23 protein-coding genes are annotated in these 18,025 nt (G+C 60.1%); 8 read left to right on the top strand and 15 right to left on the bottom strand.

The features are described from left to right. Nucleotides 1-73 precede the first annotated feature (73 nt). Nucleotides 74-2,368: a DNA topoisomerase IV subunit A gene (gene parC, locus G5134_RS17075; protein ID WP_065018749.1), complete on the top strand. Its 2,295-nt coding sequence runs from the start codon at nt 74-76 to the stop codon at nt 2,366-2,368. Nucleotides 2,369-2,416: 48 nt separating this feature from the next. Here parC and G5134_RS17070 read toward each other — a convergent pair whose 3' ends face one another. Next, a complete protein-coding gene (locus tag G5134_RS17070) occupies nt 2,417-3,130 on the bottom strand; it encodes a hypothetical protein (RefSeq protein ID WP_421232090.1) in 714 nt (237 codons plus the stop codon). 509 nt (nt 3,131-3,639) lie between these two features. Beyond that, nucleotides 3,640-4,548, bottom strand: coding sequence for a LysR family transcriptional regulator (locus tag G5134_RS17065; RefSeq protein WP_065018750.1), 909 nt, complete (start codon nt 4,546-4,548; stop codon nt 3,640-3,642). Between the two features lie 87 nt (nt 4,549-4,635). On the opposite strand from G5134_RS17065, the gene G5134_RS17060 reads away from it, so the two are divergent. Beyond that, nucleotides 4,636-5,880 carry an MFS transporter gene (locus G5134_RS17060; protein WP_065018751.1) on the top strand — a complete coding sequence of 415 codons (1,245 nt, stop codon included), beginning with the start codon at nt 4,636-4,638 and terminating at the stop codon, nt 5,878-5,880. A gap of 155 nt (nt 5,881-6,035) precedes the next feature. Here G5134_RS17060 and G5134_RS17055 read toward each other — a convergent pair whose 3' ends face one another. Then, nucleotides 6,036-6,611 carry a disulfide bond formation protein B gene (locus tag G5134_RS17055; RefSeq protein WP_065018752.1) on the bottom strand — a complete coding sequence of 192 codons (576 nt, stop codon included), beginning with the start codon at nt 6,609-6,611 and terminating at the stop codon, nt 6,036-6,038. A 9-nt stretch (nt 6,612-6,620) separates the two neighbouring features. Continuing rightward, nucleotides 6,621-6,779 carry a DUF5993 family protein gene (locus G5134_RS17050; protein ID WP_010636050.1) on the bottom strand — a complete coding sequence of 53 codons (159 nt, stop codon included), beginning with the start codon at nt 6,777-6,779 and terminating at the stop codon, nt 6,621-6,623. A gap of 132 nt (nt 6,780-6,911) precedes the next feature. On the opposite strand from G5134_RS17050, the gene G5134_RS17045 reads away from it, so the two are divergent. Further along, a complete protein-coding gene (locus G5134_RS17045; protein ID WP_017765356.1) occupies nt 6,912-7,124 on the top strand; it encodes a hypothetical protein in 213 nt (70 codons plus the stop codon). A gap of 128 nt (nt 7,125-7,252) precedes the next feature. Here the strand turns inward: G5134_RS17045 and G5134_RS17040 are convergent, their stop codons facing one another. The 6 genes from G5134_RS17040 to G5134_RS17015 form a co-directional block, all read right to left on the bottom strand. Next, on the bottom strand, nt 7,253-7,627 hold the full coding sequence (locus G5134_RS17040) for a hypothetical protein (protein ID WP_065018753.1): 375 nt from the start codon (nt 7,625-7,627) through the stop codon (nt 7,253-7,255). Nucleotides 7,628-7,686: 59 nt separating this feature from the next. Next, nucleotides 7,687-7,938 (bottom strand): hypothetical protein, encoded by a 252-nt coding sequence (locus G5134_RS17035; RefSeq protein WP_005305289.1) that lies wholly within the window; start codon nt 7,936-7,938, stop codon nt 7,687-7,689. 237 nt (nt 7,939-8,175) lie between these two features. Beyond that, nucleotides 8,176-9,078, bottom strand: a complete 903-nt coding sequence (gene atcC / locus G5134_RS17030; protein ID WP_065018754.1) for a cold adaptation protein AtcC — start codon at nt 9,076-9,078, stop codon at nt 8,176-8,178. Between the two features lie 11 nt (nt 9,079-9,089). Then, entirely contained in the window at nt 9,090-9,857 is a 768-nt protein-coding gene (atcB, locus tag G5134_RS17025; protein WP_065018815.1) for a cold adaptation protein AtcB, read from the bottom strand. 12 nt (nt 9,858-9,869) lie between these two features. Further along, the gene (gene atcA / locus G5134_RS17020) at nt 9,870-10,412 is read right to left on the bottom strand and encodes a cold adaptation protein AtcA (protein WP_065018755.1); all 543 of its coding nucleotides are present in this window, start codon (nt 10,410-10,412) and stop codon (nt 9,870-9,872) included. A gap of 23 nt (nt 10,413-10,435) precedes the next feature. Next, nucleotides 10,436-10,720, bottom strand: coding sequence for a DnaJ domain-containing protein (locus tag G5134_RS17015; RefSeq protein WP_005305278.1), 285 nt, complete (start codon nt 10,718-10,720; stop codon nt 10,436-10,438). Between the two features lie 288 nt (nt 10,721-11,008). Here G5134_RS17015 and G5134_RS17010 point away from each other — a divergent pair, with 288 nt between their 5' ends. Beyond that, entirely contained in the window at nt 11,009-11,428 is a 420-nt protein-coding gene (locus G5134_RS17010) for a calcium-binding protein (protein ID WP_065018756.1), read from the top strand. A 75-nt stretch (nt 11,429-11,503) separates the two neighbouring features. Here the strand turns inward: G5134_RS17010 and G5134_RS17005 are convergent, their stop codons facing one another. From G5134_RS17005 to G5134_RS16990, 4 genes are read right to left on the bottom strand one after another with little or no spacing between them, the layout of a single operon-like run. Further along, nucleotides 11,504-12,028 (bottom strand): thioredoxin domain-containing protein, encoded by a 525-nt coding sequence (locus G5134_RS17005; protein ID WP_065018757.1) that lies wholly within the window; start codon nt 12,026-12,028, stop codon nt 11,504-11,506. Nucleotides 12,029-12,031: 3 nt separating this feature from the next. After that, a complete protein-coding gene (locus G5134_RS17000; RefSeq protein WP_065018758.1) occupies nt 12,032-12,787 on the bottom strand; it encodes a DsbA family protein in 756 nt (251 codons plus the stop codon). Between the two features lie 10 nt (nt 12,788-12,797). After that, nucleotides 12,798-14,840: a protein-disulfide reductase DsbD family protein gene (locus G5134_RS16995; protein WP_065018759.1), complete on the bottom strand. Its 2,043-nt coding sequence runs from the start codon at nt 14,838-14,840 to the stop codon at nt 12,798-12,800. A gap of 54 nt (nt 14,841-14,894) precedes the next feature. Next, nucleotides 14,895-15,275, bottom strand: a complete 381-nt coding sequence (locus tag G5134_RS16990; protein ID WP_065018816.1) for a hypothetical protein — start codon at nt 15,273-15,275, stop codon at nt 14,895-14,897. Nucleotides 15,276-15,445: 170 nt separating this feature from the next. Here G5134_RS16990 and G5134_RS16985 point away from each other — a divergent pair, with 170 nt between their 5' ends. From G5134_RS16985 to pspG, 4 genes are all read left to right on the top strand, one after another. Next, nucleotides 15,446-16,174, top strand: a complete 729-nt coding sequence (locus G5134_RS16985) for a 1-acylglycerol-3-phosphate O-acyltransferase (RefSeq protein ID WP_065018760.1) — start codon at nt 15,446-15,448, stop codon at nt 16,172-16,174. A gap of 206 nt (nt 16,175-16,380) precedes the next feature. Then, complete coding sequence (pspA, locus tag G5134_RS16980) at nt 16,381-17,043, top strand: phage shock protein PspA (RefSeq protein ID WP_065018761.1); 663 nt, start codon at nt 16,381-16,383, stop codon at nt 17,041-17,043. A 2-nt stretch (nt 17,044-17,045) separates the two neighbouring features. Next, nucleotides 17,046-17,252: a PspC domain-containing protein gene (locus G5134_RS16975; protein WP_005305247.1), complete on the top strand. Its 207-nt coding sequence runs from the start codon at nt 17,046-17,048 to the stop codon at nt 17,250-17,252. A gap of 42 nt (nt 17,253-17,294) precedes the next feature. Beyond that, nucleotides 17,295-17,513 (top strand): envelope stress response protein PspG, encoded by a 219-nt coding sequence (gene pspG / locus G5134_RS16970; RefSeq protein WP_010636066.1) that lies wholly within the window; start codon nt 17,295-17,297, stop codon nt 17,511-17,513. A 95-nt stretch (nt 17,514-17,608) separates the two neighbouring features. On the opposite strand, the gene G5134_RS16965 is transcribed toward pspG, so the two are convergent. Then, nucleotides 17,609-18,010 carry a GIY-YIG nuclease family protein gene (locus G5134_RS16965; RefSeq protein ID WP_065018762.1) on the bottom strand — a complete coding sequence of 134 codons (402 nt, stop codon included), beginning with the start codon at nt 18,008-18,010 and terminating at the stop codon, nt 17,609-17,611. Nucleotides 18,011-18,025: the final 15 nt, after the last annotated feature.

Genomic DNA, 18,025 nt, shown 5'->3' with positions numbered 1-18,025 from the left:
GGCTCTGTCGGGGCCGGCAAGCATTTAGCCGGAGTCGCCCTGTGGCGGCTCCCAAACCGAAAGAGATAATCACATGAGTGATGCTATCGAGCTCAGTCTGGACGGGGTAGAGCGCCAGCCAATGCGCACCTTTACCGAACAGGCTTACTTGAACTACTCCATGTACGTCATCATGGATCGGGCCCTGCCGCATATCGGCGACGGCCTCAAGCCCGTGCAGCGGCGCATCATCTACGCCATGAGCGAGCTGGGTCTGTCGGCCCTCTCCAAGCACAAGAAATCCGCCCGTACCGTGGGTGACGTGCTGGGCAAATATCACCCCCACGGCGACAGCGCCTGTTACGAAGCCATGGTGCTGATGGCCCAGCCCTTCTCCTACCGCTACCCGCTGGTGGACGGTCAGGGCAACTGGGGGGCGCCGGACGATCCCAAATCCTTCGCCGCCATGCGTTATACCGAGGCGCGCCTGTCGCGCTTCTCCGAGCTGCTGCTCTCCGAGCTCGGCCAGGGCACGGTGGAGTGGACGCCGAACTTCGACGGCACCATGAAAGAGCCGGTGGTGCTGCCCGCCCGCCTGCCGCACATCTTGCTCAACGGGGTGACCGGCATCGCGGTGGGCATGGCGACCGATATCCCGCCCCACAACGCGCGGGAAGTGGCCCACGCCTGCGTGGAACTGCTGGACAACCCCAATGCCGGTCTGGATGCCCTGATGGCCCATGTGCAGGGGCCGGACTACCCGACCAATGCCGAGATCATCACGCCGCGCGACGACATCCGTAAAATCTACGAGACCGGCAAGGGCTCCATCAAGCAGCGAGCGGTGTGGAGTGAGGAGGATGGCGACATCGTCATCACGGCGCTGCCCCATCAGGCCTCAGGCGCCAAGATCATGGAGCAGATCGCCGCCCAGATGGTGGCCAAAAAGCTGCCAATGGTCACCGATCTGCGCGATGAGTCGGACCACGAGAACCCGACCCGCCTGGTGATAGTGCCTCGCTCCAACCGGGTGGACGTGGAGGGGCTGATGGCCCACCTGTTCGCCACCACGGACTTGGAGAAGAACTACCGGGTCAACCTCAACATCCTGGGTCTGGACAACCGTCCCCAGGTGAAAGATCTCAAGACCATCCTCACCGAGTGGCTGAGTTTCCGCCGCGAGACGGTGCGCCGCCGCCTGCAATATCGTCTCGACAAGGTGCTGGCCCGCCTGCACATCCTCGAAGGCTTGCTCATCGCCTACCTCAACATCGACGAGGTGATCGAGATCATCCGCACCGAGGAGGAGCCGGGCCGGGTGATGATGGAGCGTTTCAACATCAGCGAGACCCAGGCCGAGGCGATCCTCGAGCTCAAACTGCGCCACCTGGCCAAGCTCGAAGAGTTCAAGCTGCGCGCCGAACAGAACGAACTGGCGGAAGAGCGCGACAAGCTGGAACTGATCCTGGGTTCCGAGCGCCGTCTCAGCACCCTGCTCAAAAAAGAGATCCTGGCGGATGCCGAGAAGTACGGCGACGATCGCCGCACCCCGCTGGTGGAGCGCGCCACCGCCGTCGCCCTGACCGAGAAGGAGCTCACCCCGAGCGAGCCGGTCACCGTGATCCTCTCCGACAAGGGCTGGGTGCGCGCCGCCAAGGGCCACGACGTGGACGTGGAGGGCCTCTCCTACAAGGCGGGGGACGGTTATCTGGCCCACGCCCATGGCCGCAGCAACCAGCAGGCGGTGTTCCTCTCCACCCTGGGGAGAACCTACTCGCTGGAGGCCCACACCTTGCCCTCCGCCCGCAGTCAGGGCGAGCCGCTCACCGGCCGCTTCGCGCTGGGGGCTGGTGAAGAGGTACGCCATCTGGTGATGGGTAACGAGGGCGAGCCATACCTCATTTGCTCCGACGCCGGTTACGGCTTCGTCTGCAAATATGACGACCTGATTGGCAAGAACAAGAACGGCAAGGCGCTGCTGACCGTGCCGGAAGGGGGCATCGTCATGGCGCCCCAGAAGATAGGCGCGCCGGACACCGATCTCTGCATGGCCATCTCCAACGAGGGGCGCATGCTGCTGTTCCCGCTCAATACATTGCCGGTGCTCGGCAAGGGCAAGGGCAACAAGCTTATCAGCATCCCCTCGGCACGGGTGAAGGCGCGGGAGGAGTTTGTGGTGATGGCCGCCGTCATTCCGCAGGGTCAGTCGGTCACCCTGTTTGCCGGCAAGCGCAAGCTGACCCTGAAACCTTCGGATCTCGACTACTACCGCGGCGAGCGCGGCCGCCGCGGTGCCAAACTGCCCCGCGGTTTGCAGCGGGTCGATCGCATCGAGATTGAACCCGTCGCCGGCGCCGAACCGGCAGCCGGGGAAAATCAGGAAGGGTGATTCATATAGAAGGGCGCGACAGCGCCCTTCATTTATAAATAGAGGTATTCATTTGTATTTTGGAAGGTATTCAATATCTAATACACAGATACTATTGTTTTTTTCCTCGTCAGTTATTTCTGTTGTCGATAATAAAGAGTGCTTCCTCGAGTAATCGTACATCCTACCTAATTTAGCATGTAATTCACATATGTCGTTAGCATGGCTTGAAAATGTATATTCTGTAATTAGGTTGTTTTTATCTTTCATGCTCTCAATTCTTGCGCGTGTTATCTGCGTGTCAGATAGTATTGATGCCATGAATTTTGCTTCAGTTTCATTCTCATGAATAATGCAGTTTTTAAATACTTCAAACACCCATTCTTTTGGTGAAATGGGTGTTTCATGATTTTCTTTGGTTGTTGATGTATCTATCGGGTGTTCTTCACTAAGAAAAATAAATTCATTTTTTAGGTATGTAGCTAATTCGGTACAGTAGGTGTGTAGCTCTGATAAGGCTAATGGAAGCAGAGATTTTGCAGCTATTAATTCTCTGTATTTCTTCGCATTCTCAGTATATTGAGCTGCGTATATGGCAAGTACAGCCGCCAAAAGAGCAATCATGCCTGAGTTGAAAGTCTGCCAGCGATCCCAGACTTTCTGTATTTCAATCCAAGAAAATTCAGTCATTATCAATGGGGCAGTAATCATTGCGTTCACCCACAATAAAATAAAGGCAAGTGATGACCATTTAATTAATTTTATTTTCGTTCTGTGTGTCACGTTAGGAACCCTGAAGTTTTAATTTTATTATTCTATTCAAGGTGGAGTAACTAGTCTAGTTATATAAAGCAACCTAAGAGCCGTAGGTCTGATTAGCGAAGCGTAATCAGACGATCGCGAAAACAGGTTGCCGTTATTCTGTTGATGCTCCAGCTGATCTCTTCTCTATGTCCATCGCCACCGGGATTGCAGTGCGGACGATTACGCTTCGCTAATCGACCCTACGCGCTCCTGCTTGATTTAACGCTCTACTGGTTGTCGATGGCTTGCCCCTCCTCATCCCCGACCCTTCTCCCGCAAGGGGAGAAGGGAGCCCAGACCGCAGCATTTTTGGAATGCGTGACATCTATGGCTACAGGTTGGCAGGCGCTGGTCCCTCTCCCTTTGGGAGAGGGTCAGGGTGAGGGGCGTAGGTTTGATTGATGAAGCATGCTCGAGCGATAAAATCTGGTTGGTTCACCATTTTGGTATCTCGAAAAGTCAGCCTGGTGAGACGTTACCGATTTTAGTTACTGATAACTCATGATGTTTTGCCGTATAAAATCAATAAATACGCGCATTTTAGCCGGTAGATATTGACGATTTGCATAAACAGCAAACAACTGCAATGGGGCTGCGGGTAACTCAAGTTCAATCTCAACCAGGCTGCCATCATCAATAAACGCTTGGCAAGAGACCTTGGCAAGAATGGCAAACCCGACCCCGGCGAGCGCGGCTTTTAGCGCCAGCTCACCACTATTGACCCGATAGTGTTCGTTGACCTGAACGGTGGAAAATTCAGCGTCGGGACGAGCGAACTGCCAAGGCATGCCTTTCAGGGCGCTCACCGTGGTGATGCAGGGGAGATCCTTTAGCTGGGCCGTGTGGTTGGGCAGCCCGCATCTCTGAATAAGAGCAGGGGAACCAACCACGGTACAGGGAATGGTGGTCAGATGGCTGGCGATATAATCGCTGTCATCCAGCTTTCCTCTGTGAATGATGACGGCTATATCCAGATCTTCCCTTAATGTCTCAAATCCTGACAGGTTGGTAATACAGCTGATCTTTATTTCGGGATGCTGGCAGGCAAAGTCCGCTATCGCAGTACCAAGCAGTCTGGGGCCGGCTTCATTGGGAATGCACAGGCGCAGTGGCCCTTTCAGCTGGATCTGCTGTGATGTCAATTCAGCTTCGGTTTGCTCCAGTGATTCCAGCAAGGGTTTTACTCGGGAATAGAGCAGCTGGCCCGCCTGGGTGAGTTTCATATGCCGAGTACTGCGTTCAATAAGCTGGAGTGACAGTCTCTCTTCCAGCTGAGCAATACTCCTGCTGATGTTTGAAGTCGGTATTTCAAGGGTCTTGGATGCACCGACAAAACTGCCCTGTTCAACCACGGAAATAAATATCCTTGATGAGGTAAAGTCCAGGCCGGTGCGCATCCATTGTCCCTGATATGATAACGGTTTGTGCCATTCTAAAGGATAAAAATAGAAGGTGGTAGTGGGTATGCTGTCTGCCTCCAAATATTGAGCGCGAACACTATGGCATCAGAAAAAAACAAATCAGGTAATAAACCTTATTCTAACGGTGCAGTGATGGATATGGGGTGCGTCTGGCTGGCCGCCTTTATCCAATTGGTGAGTGCACTGGACTTTATGATGATTATTCCGCTTGGGCCTGATTTATCTCGTGCGCTAGGTATCAGCCCAACCTATATAGGATATTTGGGGGGAGGGTATGCACTGGCCGCCGCATTATCATCCTTATTATGTGCCAGATATATAGACCGATTTGATAGAAAACAGGTGGCATTGCTCTCATTGCTGGGGGTCACCCTGTCCACCTGGGCATGCGCGCTGGCGTGGAATATGGAAAGCCTGTTCTTTACCCGTTTGCTGGCCGGCATATTTGCCGGTCCGGCAACATCGATAGCGATGGCGATCGTCGTGGATGCGACGCCAGTACCACAACGTGGTCGAGCGATGGCGATAGTGATGGGGGCTTTCTCGTTGTCAGCCATTGCCGGTGTCCCCCTGGGGCTGGAGCTGGCCATGTTGAAAGGGTGGAGCGCCCCTTTTTATGCCGTTGGCGGATTGGGCTTGTGCGCCAGCGTGCTGGTATTTATGCGGCTGCCGAATATGACTGCTCACCTGGGGCGAGAGCAGAAGGTCTTTTCAATCACGGGGATGTTGAAACGCGCTGTGGTGCGGCATGCATTCATGGCAATCGGGTTGGCCATTTTCAGTACCTTCCTGATTGTCCCGAACATGGCCACCTATTTCCAGTTCAACCTCGGTGTGCCGCGCGGCGATATGAGTCAGTACTATGTCATGGGCGGCGTGGTCAGCGTACTTGCGATGCAGTTGGGGGGTTATTGGATGGACCGGGTTGGCCCAATGCACGTCACCATGTGGCTGGGAGGATTGATTATCGCCATTGTCTGGGATGGTTTCCTGGGTTCCCCCTTGTTGCCGACCATTGTTGTTTTTACCTTGTTCATGGTGGTGACGTCGACGCGGACGATTACCGCTGCGGCAGTGACTAGCCAGGTTGCAGAGCCCGGGGAACGAGCAGGGTTCATGTCATTGCAGAATGTCTTCCAGCATATATTCAGCGGTTCGGCCGCCGTCGTCTCTTCGATGCTGTTGACCGATGTCGATGGTCACCTGGGCAATATGACTACCCTGGCCTGGCTGGTGATAGCGCTGACGCTGGTGCAGCCCGTCTTTCTCCATCGGCTGCTGAAACAGGTATGTATGGTGACCGATTAGCGCCATGTTTTATTTATAACGAAGTGGCAGGCCGCCGGTTTGATTGGCGAGGTATGAAGATTGCCAGTGAGTGCAATGCGCCGCGCTTGTTGCGCCTTTCGGCAATATAAGACGGCCATAAAAGGTGGCGGACTGGCCGCCACCTTTGAAGGTTGTTAACGCTGGCTCAGCAGCTCATAGACGACCGGATTATCGGCGCACTGCCCTGCGCCGCACTCCAGTACGGTAGAGATCAGGTTTGCCGCAATCAGCAAGACAAACAGCAGGGAGGCCATGCGTCCCCAGCGTGCCAGAGCCAGTTTTGGCAGGGGAATAGCGAGCCCGTCTCGCACCATCAATATCAGGGCGACGGCCAATAGGATCAGCAGGGAGCTGATCAGCGACCAGCTATAAAAGTGCAGCCCGAGAAAGGTGGAACCATAGCCGGGATCGCCGGGCAGAATATGCAGCAGCACCTGCCGGGCACCGATCATGGCGGTGGTCAGCGCGCCGACAATCACGACGCCGTAGTGGGCCCCTTTTGCGCCAAATTGCAGGTTGAACATAAAGCCGAAACCGGCGACCACAAGGCCGACCCGCTGCAATAAACACAAGGGGCAGGGCAGCTCGGCCAGATAGAGCTGGTAATAGAAGGCGACGATCAGGGTCAGGCTGATGCCGGCCAGCCCCAGCGTATCGAGCAGTTGTGGCAGGTCACTCTTCGCGGCTGTTGAGGAGGTCGAAAGGCTCATGGCGGGCTCCTAGAACGAGAGGGTGAGCGGGTCGGTCACATGGTGCATAAAGGAGAGCAGGGTCACCACCAGCAACAGGGCCCAGAGCAGATAGGAGGCACCGCGCTTGTTCATCAAGATGCTGATCCCCGTTATCAGTGCCAGCAAGAAGGGCAAAAACATATACATGTCATATCTCCTTATCGTGGTGAGCCGGGCTCACAAGGCCTTGAGTATATAGCGAGCGAACGGTTTCCAGATGGCGCCCACCCCCCTGTTCGCTAGACTTGAAGGGAGCAGCACAATGCCGGGAGGCCAATCATGGAAACAGAGAAAGCCATCGGGCTGATCGAGGCCCACGGAGTCTTTCACGGGGATCACTACAGCTTCAACAGCGGCGAGTTCGTGCAGTGGTGCCAGGAAGATGCCCACCAGACCCTCAGCCTGGAGCAGGCCAATCACGAGTTGGCGCCCTTCTGTATCCGGGTCGGTTTCGCCGAGCCAGTCCGGTCGTGGCGTTACTATCTCACCTGAACTACCTCACCTGAGATGTGAAGCAGAGGGCGGGACGAGCCACGCGATACGGTGAGTCAGTGAAAAAGGAGCCGACAAGGCTCCTTTCTTGTGATGGGCTGGGCGCCGGGCGAAGGCGGGGAGTAGCCCTAGTTGTCGAAGTTCCACGCAATGGGCAGCTCAAGATCGAAGATCAGCTGATCCCCGTCGAGGGTAAAAGCCACGCTGGTCTGGTGCTGGTCGTATTCGTCGATAAGCCGGCAGCTCTCGGCGAAGTTGGACTCGTAGTTGAGGCGCGCACTGCCGCTGGTGTTAGCCCCGTCGAGTTCCACCCCCAGTACCCGCAGCGGGTCTTTCTGACTGAGCTTGACCCGACTGTCACCCACATCCACCAGCCGCTCCAGCAGGGGGAAGAAATCCTGCTTGTGGGCCTCGATCGCCCGGGCGATGGCCTGCGCCAGCTCGTCCTGGTTGGCGAAGGGGCCAGCGAGTCGGTATTGGGTCTGGATCCTTTCCTGGGTCATAAACTGTTCCTCTTGGGGGTTGCCGGCGGGAGCTTCTCCCTTGGTCTGCGATGGGGCGCTCAGGCGGGAATGCGGCCATTGCGCACCAGGGCCCGGCGGATGTTCTTGCACAGCTTGCCGAAGCTGTAGAGCTCGTCGAAGGTGGGCGGGATGCCGCGATCGATCTGATATTGCCAGTAGCAGAGGTCCGTATCCACTAGCTCCATCAGCTTCTTGGGGCAACCGATGCAGGTGTTGTCAGGCCCGCACTTGAAGGTATCCGGTTGGTAGAGCGGAAATTCCGCCTTCACGGCGTCGATGATCTGTTGCATCGCGGTGATCCTGTCGGGCTTTCTGTTCACGGCCTTGCTCCCCGGCTCTGGTATGGGGGAGTGATTATATCCCTGTCAAAAATGGGGCCAATGACGCTTACGGGGTAGTTTTCTGCCGAGCTCGGTGTTCACGGCCAGGGCTTGTGCTGAAAATGGGACGCTGGATAGCACAACGCCCGGCAAGCCGGGCGTTGTGGGAGGAGAGGCAAGAGCCGTCCTGCAAGGGGGCATGGCCCCTTAGAAGTCGTGATAGAGCGGCCAGCCGAGCAATGGGTGCTTGAGCCCGGCGCGCATCTCCATGTTGTCTAGCTTCTCAGGGGAGGCGTCCTCTTTTTGCAGCTGCTGGTACTGGCGCACAAAGCCGAGGGTGTGCAGCAGGTTCGGCACAAAGCCCGGGCTCAGCTCCTGGCGCAGGGTGGCGGACATGTCGGCGGGCAGCGCGCTCAGCAGCAGGGTGAGCTGGGTCGCCAGATAGTCGGTGTCGTACCAGCCCTCGTCGAGCTCAATCTCCCGCGCCAGCTTGCGCTTGAGATCCTGCTTCACCTTGAGCGGGGCGGCGCCACTGCCCTTGCCGCAGAGGATGCGGTAGAGCAGCGCCTCGGCCAGCTTGTCCTCCATGGTGGGGTGGTCGCTCTCGCAGGCGAAGAAGTGCTGGTCGATGAGCTCCATCAGGCGGCTCTTGTTGTGCTCGGTCAGCGCCTTCTCGTATTCCTGCCACCCTTGCCACTCCTCCACATCGGGGGGGCTGGAGATCTTGTCCAGTAGGCGCGCATCCACGTCACCGTAGAGGCTGTTGCCAGCCTGCTTGGGGCTGACGGTGATAAGCATGGACCAGCCCTTCTGGAACGGCTTGATGGGGCCTTCCGGTGCCTGCAACAGGGCCAGCGCCTTGGCCGGATCCCGTTGGGATAGCTCCTGCAGACCGAGGCTCACCACGCCGATGACGTCGTGGGCGGCCTGCTCCAGCAGGTGCATCTTGTACTTGTTGTAGTACTTGTCGGCGAATTTGAGGCTCATCAGCACCGCCTTGCCCTTGATGGCGGCCAGCTGTTGTTCGGTCAAGTGTTCATTGTCGCGGCCAAAGCGCAGCACCTGGGTCAAAAAAGGGCCCTGGTTGGCATCGCGAATGACTAACTGCATGAATGGGCTCCTTAATCCAGAAAGCTGAACATGTCGTCGACGTCGCCGTACTCGTCTTCCTCGACCTTGTTCTTCTCTTTGGCCTGCATCACCAGCTCGGCGGCAAACTTGTTGATGATGCCGTCCCAGGTGGAGTGCTCGTTGCGCAGCAGCGACTTGATGGCTTTCTCCACCTCGGGGGCCAGCTCGCGAATGAGCATCAACAGGCTTCTCGGGTCATCCAGCGCGTAGTCGTGGACATCCTCGCTCTGCTGGCGCTCGCTGTAGCGCAGGGACTCTTCGAGATCTTCCTCTTCGGCGTGCAGCACGTCGCGATAGCCTTCGTCCTCTTCATAGCGATCGCCGCGATAGAACTCGATGAAGGGGATGGCGAGGTAGAAGAGACCGGCCGGATCCTCGGCCACGCACTCGAGGATCTCCCGCTGCTTGGCTTCGCTATCCTGGGTGCGGATCAGGTAGTTGAGGAAGTCGAAGGTGTGCTGTTGCAGCTCGTCGGCGTTGTTCTTGATCGCCTCTTCCCAGTAGAGCGGCTGCTGGCAGACGATGTCGCGGATCCGCTCCGGGGTCATCAGCTCGGAGATGATGGAGGGGAAGGAGATGTCGTGCTGGCCGTTGATCTGGGTCAGGGTAACGATATCAATATTTTCAATGACTTCCGCCAGCTGGTCGTCAGACATGGTCTTGGCGATCAGCTCGAACTTCTCGCTGGCCTGCTTCGGCTCGATGACGGCCAGCTCTTTGATCTCGATGGCGGTAATTTCTATCAGACTGTTGCTCATGCCTTGCCCCAATTAGAAACGGACTTCGTCGTACATATCCTGCTCGCCCTGGTCGTCGCCATAGCGGTCGCTGCCGCCGTGGTAGTCGGCGTCGGCATCTTCCCCGTCTTCCTCTTCTTCGTCGCGCAGCTCATAGTCGTCATCGGCACGGTGGCTGCCACGGGGCAGCGGGTTGTCGAGCAGGAACAGCACGGCGCAGGCTTCCATCAGCTGATCTTCGCTCTGGGCCCGCACCGCCTTGACCAGCGGCAGGGCGGCGTTGTTGAAGCCGACGCTCACCTTGAACTCGTCCCAGCTCGGCTGCTCGCCGCTGGTAAGCCACTTGTTCCACTGCCCCTTGGCCTTGGGGGGGAACTGCACCCGGCCATAGAGGGCCAGCGGCAGGTATTCGGGCATGAATTCCAGCATGCTCATGTCGGCCAGCAGCAGGGCCTTCATCTGGTCGGTGAACTGCTCGAGCCCCTTGGGGTCGTCCTGATCCCGGTAGGATTCGATATTCTCGCTGGCATCGCTTTGCAGGGCCTTGAGCCGTGCCTGGTCCCATTTTTTTTGCATAGTCGCTCTTCTTGCCTGGTGGCTCAGGGGTAGAACTGGTCCCACATCTCCTGCATGGCAGCAGCGGGATCGGTCACGATGACGTTGTTGAAATCCTTGATGAAGGCGGCCCGCTGTTTCGGATCGGACAGCACTTCATAAGCCTGTTTTACCTGGTGCAGCTTGAGGGCTGCCTGCTCTTTCTCTTCTTCGCTCGCCCCGTGCAGTTTGTCGGGGTGGTACTGGTTCGACAGCCGACGATAGGCTTTTTTGATGTCGTTTTCACTGGCGTTGGACTTGACGCCCAACACCCGGAAGTAGTTGTTCATGACGGATCCTGCCTCACTGGCATCGTGGAATTGACCCTGCGCTGGCCTGGCGGCGGGGATCTTGGCAAACCAGGCTCGGCAAAAACCCGACATTTTAACGCAAACAGGCGGCCATCGCCATGAATAGGAAGAAAAGTAACCAGGGGGAGGTGCGGTCGGTACACCTTGCGATCTGCCTTCCGGTAGGGGGTGGCACCGGGGCTACACTACAGGAGGCGCCGGGCGTTGCCCTGGCGATCTTCAGCAGGCCTCGGCCGGGCCGAGACCCTTACTAAGGAATGGACAGCCATGCTCAAATTTTATCTTCTGCCTATGGTACTGCTGGGCGGCCTTGCCATCGCCGCCGATGAGAGCATCGATGAGCCCTTGATGTTCATCAAGGGGGACATCACCAAGGCCCAGTTCATGGAAAGAGCCGAGCAGCGTTTCGCCCGGCAGGACACCGACAAGGATGGCACCCTGTCGGTGGCCGAGAGAGAGGCCGCCATGGCCAAGATGCACGAGGCGATGCAGCAGTCCGGCCAGGCCATGCCGGGCAAGATGGGAAACATGAGGGCTATGCAGGACACGACCAAGGCGCAGTTCATGGCACGCCATGAGGCCCTCTTCACCCGGATGGACAAGAACGGGGACGGGGTACTCGACGAGGCCGAGCGGGCCAGCGCCAGGGGACGGCTCGGTCAGGGCGCCATGGCGCCCACGAAATAGGTTTGTCAGCCTTCAGATGAAAAAGAGCCCGGTCGTGATACCGGGCTCTTTGCATACATTGCTGGGCGGACGGGATTACCAGCCAGCCCACAGCAGGCGGGCCTTGAGCCCGAGCCACGAGCTCCAGCCGGTGGTGCTGCTCACCAGCGTCCCATCCTTGATGACGAGGAAGGTGGGGGTGACCCCCACCTGCCAGCGGGCGGCCAGATCTCCCCGCTCATCGTTGTGGGTGGGAAAGGCGAGCCCCTTCTTCGCCATCCCGGCGCGCAACTGCTCATCGCTGCCGGAGCGCAGCGCCACCGTCAGCACGTTCTCTCCCTCCTGCCACAGGCTCTCCACGGTCGGTGTGGTGAAGCGGCACACCCCGCACCAGCTGGCCCAGTAGTAGACCAGCAGCGGCTTGCCGCGGCTCTGCTCGGCCAGGTTGGTGGTGGTGCCATCCTGCAGGGTGAAGGGGGCTTCCATGGCCCCCGCCGGCAGGCTGGGGCTGCGCCACAGATCCAGCAGGGTGGAGATGACCAGCACCATCAGCAGCAGCCAGAGCGCCTCCTTGCCCCAACGGCGCCAGCGGGGGGCATTTACGACTGCATCCTCCGCCATGGCTTAGCTCCGCTTGGCCAGCTCGGCCTTCACCAGCTGCTCCAGCTCGTCATAGGGGAGGGCGCCCGGCACCAGCTGGTTGCCGATGAGCGTCGCCGGAGTGCCCTGCACGCCAAGGAGGGTGCCGATGCGAAGGCTGTTGCGCAGCTCCTCGGTGGCCTTGGCATCGGGCTTGAGGGCTATGTTGCCGGTGGCCGCCAGCGCCTTGTTGATGTCCGCCTCGGTCAGCATCCCCTGCTTGCTCATCAGCTTGTCGTGCAGGGCGAGGAAGCGGGCCGGCTCCTGCTGCCATAGGGTCAGGCTGTACTGGGCCGCCTTGGCGGAGCTCTGCCCCTTGAACGGCAGCAGCTTGACCACCAGCCCCAGATCGTCGGGATAGGCCTCGAGCAGCTTGGTCAGGCGGGGATCGAACTGCTTGCAGTAGGGGCAGTTGTAGTCGGTGAACAGCACCAGGGTCAGCTTGGGATTCTTGGCCCCCAGGCGCGGGCTGGTGGCGCTGTTGAAGAGCACATCCTGATTGCCCTTGATGAAGTTGCCGAGCTGGGCCTCCTGGGCTGCGGCGTTCTGTTTCTCCCAGGATTCGGCCGCCTCGTCGAGGATCTTGGGGTTGGCGACCAGGGTCTCGCGAATGAGCTCCTTGATGCGCGCCTCCTGCTCCGGGGTGAAGGGGGCCGCCTGCAACAAGGGGGCACTCAGGGTGCCGGCAACCAGGGCGGTGCAGAGGGTCAGGGTGCGCAGTCTCAGGGTACGCAGGGTCATGGGATTCTCCTTAAAAATGGGTGACATCGGCCCGGACGAGGCCGGCCTGGTGCAACACGTCGAGCAAGTCGGCCTTGTCCAGCAGGGGGGAGAGGATCTCCCCCTCAGGCAGGCCGGGCCCGTAGATCTGGTTGAAGGGCACGGCGGCTGCGCCGCGCTGGCGCAGGAAGGCGGAGATGGCATCGCTCGGCCGGCTCCAGTCGCCACGCAGGGCCACTACGTCCGGAGCCGTCAGGGCGCTCTGCACCTCGTCACGCAGCAGCACGTTGTACTTGTTGGCCTTGCAGGTAACGCACCAGTCGGCGGTGACGTCGATGAAGACCCGCTTGCGCTGGGCCAGCGCATCGACGATGGCCTGTTCGGTGAGCGGCTGCCAGACCACCCGATCGACGCTGCCTGACCCCTGCGCCGTGAGGGAGCCACCCAGCAGCAGGGCGCCGCCGATAAGGGCCGAGAGGGAGAGGGCCAGCGTGAAACCGCGCATGCCATAGCGCCAGAGGATGCCGATCAGCAGCGTCAGCAGCATGGCGGCCATCAGCCAGCCGGTAGCCGTGCTGCCCAGATGGTTGCCGAGCAGGCTCGCCAGCCAGAGGCTGGAGCCCAGCATCATCAACCCGAGCAGGATGCGCAGTCGCCCCATCCAGCGGCCCGGTTTGGGCAGCCAGAGGGCGAGGCGCGGCAGGGCCGCCACCAGCAGCCAGGGCAGGCTCATGCCAAGGCCGAGTGCCGTGAAGATGAGCCAGAGCTGGCCGAGCGGCGCCGCCAGCGCAAAGGCCACCGCGGTGCCGAGGAAGGGGGCCGAGCAGGGGGTGGCCAACAGGGTGGCGAAGCTCCCCTGCAGGAAGTGGCCGCCGAGCCCCTTGCCGCCGCTGGTGGCGAGGCGAGTGCTGAGATTGCTGGGCAGGTGGATTTCGAACAGCCCCAGCAGGTTGGCGCAAAACAGCAGGGTCACCGCCACCATGAAGCCGATGAAACCGGCGCTCTGGAACTGGATCCCCCAGCCGACGGCGCCCTGAGTCGCGCGCAGCAGGCTGCTCATGGCCGCCAGCACCCAGAAGGAGGTGATTATGCCGGCGCTGGCGGCGAGGAACTGCTTGCGCACCTGTCGCTGTTCGCTCTCCTGCTGCTGCAGCACGGTACCCAGTTTCAGGGCCAGCACCGGCAGCACGCAGGGCATCAGGTTGAGGATGAGGCCGCCGAGCAGCGCCGCCCCCAGCAGCCAGATGAGAGGCTGGTCTGGGGCCGGCAGGGCGAGAGGCCCGGCGATGGTGGCGCGGGTCTGCCAGGCCTCATCGCCGTTGCCAAGCAGCAGGCCGAGGGATTGGCCGCGCAAGTCAGGGGCATCCCCCTGCCAGCCGTCGCTGACCGGGACCCGGGCGATCAGGGTGTTGCCGCTCACCTCGAGCGCCGGCTTGCCGAACTCGGCCCCCTCCAGCGCATCGATAAAGAGCGCAGGCGCCTGCCAGCCCTCTGCCCGCTCGGCGCGCAGCTGCAGCTGGTTTTGCTGGTAGCCGAGCTCGACCCGGGTATCGGCGGGCAGCGTTTGCGGCAAGGTACTCATGGCCTGGGCCCAGGCGAAGTCGAAACCGGCCGGCGTCTGCCCATCCGCCGCCAGGGTGAAGGGGTAGTCGGTCAGGATGCAGACGTTGCTGCAGGTGGAGAGGCGCAAGGTGCCCTTGAGCGGCTGCCCGGCGGGGGAGTCCAGGCTCAGGGGGAAGCGTACCTGTTGCTGATAGCCCTGGGTGCTGAGTCCGGCCACCTCGAAGGGGCGCGGCGTGGGCCAGTGCCACTGGAAGTTGCCGACCGGCTGCTCCCACAGGATCTGGGGCGCTATGCCCCCTTCACCCGGGCTGCGCCAGTAGGTTTTCCAGCCGGACTCGAGGGCCACCTCGAGCAGGATGCGGGTCTGGTCAGGGGCGCTGCGGTCGGCTTGCAGCCTGACCTTGGCGTGATCGTTCTGGGGGCTGGTGAGCCAGCCCGTATCGCTGGCCAATCCAGTGGATTGCCACAGCAGGCAGCCCAGCAGCAGGCTCGCCTTGAAGAGAGTTGACATAGATGTTGTCTCGCAAAAAATGAATGACAGCAGGCTGAAAAAGCGCGGCTGAACTCATTCCCGCCAGACACAGAGGGTGAGGTGAAGTCGTCGTTCGGGGGGCGAAACAGCTCGGGGCGGCGGCAGTGGCGGCGTGTAGCGCCAGAGCGGGGCCAGCAGCGCGATGAGCAGGGCCACCGCAAAGAACAGCTGCTCAAGGCAGAGCAGGGTGGTGGCACTCAGCCACTTGCCGTTGAGCTGGCAGCTGTTGGGCTGCACACTGGTGGGCTTGGCCTTGTCGGCTTGGTCGTCGGCCGTGACGAAGGAGGGCAGAGCCTGACAGCTGAGAGCGTGATCGAGCAGGGCCAGCCGGGCCAGCGGCTGGGCAGCGCAATTGAGCACCAGCAGGCAGACCAGCAGCAGAAGTCGTTTCGCCACGCGTTGTTGGTGAATCATGCTCGCCCCGTTCATCAAGATGGCCACATCCTAACGGCCAATGCCGGGTGGGGCAAGCCGCCGTCCGTTTTATGGCTCAGGGGCGAGTGGTGGTCGGTTCTGTCTGGCGAACGCTTGTTCGCTAAAAGGGGGACCAGTATACTGCGCCGAGTCAAAATCCGAGGTGTTCGATGCTCAAAATTGCCCGTGTGCTGCTGCTTGGTCTGCTGCTCATCTTCTGGTTCCTGTTCGGTCTGCTGCTGTGCCTGGTGCGTCCGCGCCATCCCAACAACGTCTATGTCTTTGCCCGCATGTATCACGCCGTCTGTCCGCTCATCGGCCTCAAGGTCCGGGTGACGGTGGCCGACGAGGTGAAGTCGGTGGGACCGGCCGTCTACGTCTGCAACCACCAGAGCAACTACGACATCTTCACCGTGACCGGCGCGGTGCAGCCCGGCGTGGTGGCGGTGGGCAAGAAGAGCCTGCTGTGGCTGCCCTTCTTCGGCCTCATCTTCTGGCTCTCCGGCAACGTGCTGATCGACCGCTCCAACCGCTCCCGTGCCATCGGCACCATAGGCCAGGTGGTGGATCGCATCAAGGCGCGTGGCACCTCCATCTGGATGTTCCCGGAGGGAACCCGTTCCAAGGGGCGCGGACTGCTGCCATTCAAGGCGGGTGCCTTCCATACCGCGGTGCAGGCAGAGGTGCCAGTGGTGCCCATCGTCTGCTCCAGCTACTTCGGCCAGATCGATCTCAACCGCTGGGACAACGGCGAGGTGCTGCTGGAAGTGATGGCCCCTGTCTGCAGCAAGGAGCACGGCGCCGCCGGCATCCGCGAGCTGTCCGAAATCTGCCGCACCCGGATGGAGGCCAAGCTGGTCGAACTGGACAGCAAACTCGGCCATACCCGCGCCGCCTGAGCCTGTCACTGATTGCATGAGGGAGCCGTTGGCTCCCTTTTTTATTGGTGAAAATCACCACCAGATCGGTATTTTTCGCCACCAAGACGGTGTTGAAAATATCTGATAAAACCTCATCTATATGTAAGTAAAGGAAAAATCATTTTGGCACGGCTCTTGTAATGTTATGGGAAGAGATTGTCATCCCATCAACAAGGAGCCAGACCATGAGCGTATTTAGCCGCCTGACCGACGTGATCAATGCCAACCTGCACAGCCTGCTCGACAAGAGCGAAGAGCCGGAGAAGATGCTGCGGCTGATGATTGAGGAGATGGAGCAGGTCCAGGTCGAGATGAGAACCCAGGCCGCCCGCGTCATCGCCAAACAGAAGCAGCTGGAGCGCCATCAGCAGGCGTTGCAACACCAGATCCTGGAGTGGTCGGCCAAGGCCGAGCTCGCCATCCAGAAGGGGCGCGAGGATCTGGCCCGAGCCGCGCTCACCGAGAAGCTGGCCGAGGTCAAAAAGTGTGAACAACTGGAGCAGGACAAGGCGCGGGTCGCCGAGGTGCTGGCCCAGCTCACCGCTGATAGCGAGCGGCTGGCCGCCAAGCTGACCGAGGCGCGGGAGAAGCAGAAGATGCTGACCCTGCGCGAGCAGACCGCCCACAGCCGGCTGCGAGCCCGTGCCCAGGTGGACAACCAGCGCATGCACGAGCTGATGGCCCGTTTTGACGGCTTTCAGGGCCGGGTCGATCAGCTGGAAGCTCAGCTGGAGGCGGCAACCCTGGGGCAGAACCCCTCGCTGGAGGCCCAGTTCCGCGAGCTGGAGCTGAACGACGAGATTGAACGTGAGCTGGCCCGCCTCAAGGGGCAAAAGGTGGAGGCATAACCATGACGCCCTGGCCGAAGGATCTTGCCCATCGCAAGCTGACCGGAGTCTGTGCCGGCATTGCCAATGGGCTGGGGCTCTCCAGGGTGACGGTGCGGGTCGCGGCCTTGATGGCGTTGATCCTGATGCCGCCCCTGGCCCTGGCCATCTATCTGCTGGCGGTGCTGATCATGCCGCCCCGTCGTGAATTGAAGCGTTGGCTGGATTGACCCCGGGTCATCTGGCCGCATCAACCCAGTGAGGAGCACAACATGCTGGAATTTATCGTCTTGATGCTGGTCTTGGTCGGCATGGCGCTGGCCGGATTCACCGTGCTGGCCATGTTGCTGGTGAGCGGCGTCTTCGTGCTGTTTGGCGCGTTGGCCGGCATGTTTGCCCTCATCATCAAGCTGGCGCCCTGGTTGCTGGTGCTGCTGGTGGTGTGCTGGTTCATCAGCAGTCGGCGCAAGCAAGCCAATACCTATCGTTGACACTCCCTGTTATCGGATCCTTCCTTGGTCGCTGCATGCAGCGGCCTTTTTTGCGTTTGCTGGCTCATTAGCGGTCGGCGCAAGCAGGTTAATGCCTACCGTTGACACGCCCTGTTATCGGCTCCTTCCCTGGTCGCTGCATGCAGCGGCCTTTTTTGTGGCCGGGCGGCGGCCAGCCATGATTCGCTGCAGGCGAGCCAGTGCTCCGGCTGGGTGATCAGCTGCTCCTTGAAGGCCTTGCTCTGCTGCTTGAGCCGGTATTCGAGGCGCAGCGCCGTGCCTTTCTCACCGACGGCCTGCTGCCACGCCAGGGTCAGTGGCCCCTTGCCGCGCAGGGCGCGGGCTCCCTTGCCACTCTGGTGCTGGCGCAGGCGGCGAGCCGGATCCGTGCTGATCCCGGTATAGAGCAGGCCGCTGGCGGTGCGCACCATGTAGATGAACCAGTGGCGGGTGGGCGGGCTGGCAGCCGGTTCGGCGCCGCTAGGGGATTTTCTCATTCGATCTCTCTGTGC

The sequence above is a fragment of the Aeromonas sp. 600276 genome, assembly GCF_049175815.1.
In the GTDB taxonomy this organism is placed as follows: Bacteria; Pseudomonadota; Gammaproteobacteria; order Enterobacterales; family Aeromonadaceae; genus Aeromonas; species Aeromonas dhakensis.
The sequence above is the reverse complement of the archived record's forward strand: the minus strand, read 5'-3'. Positions and strand labels throughout refer to the sequence as shown.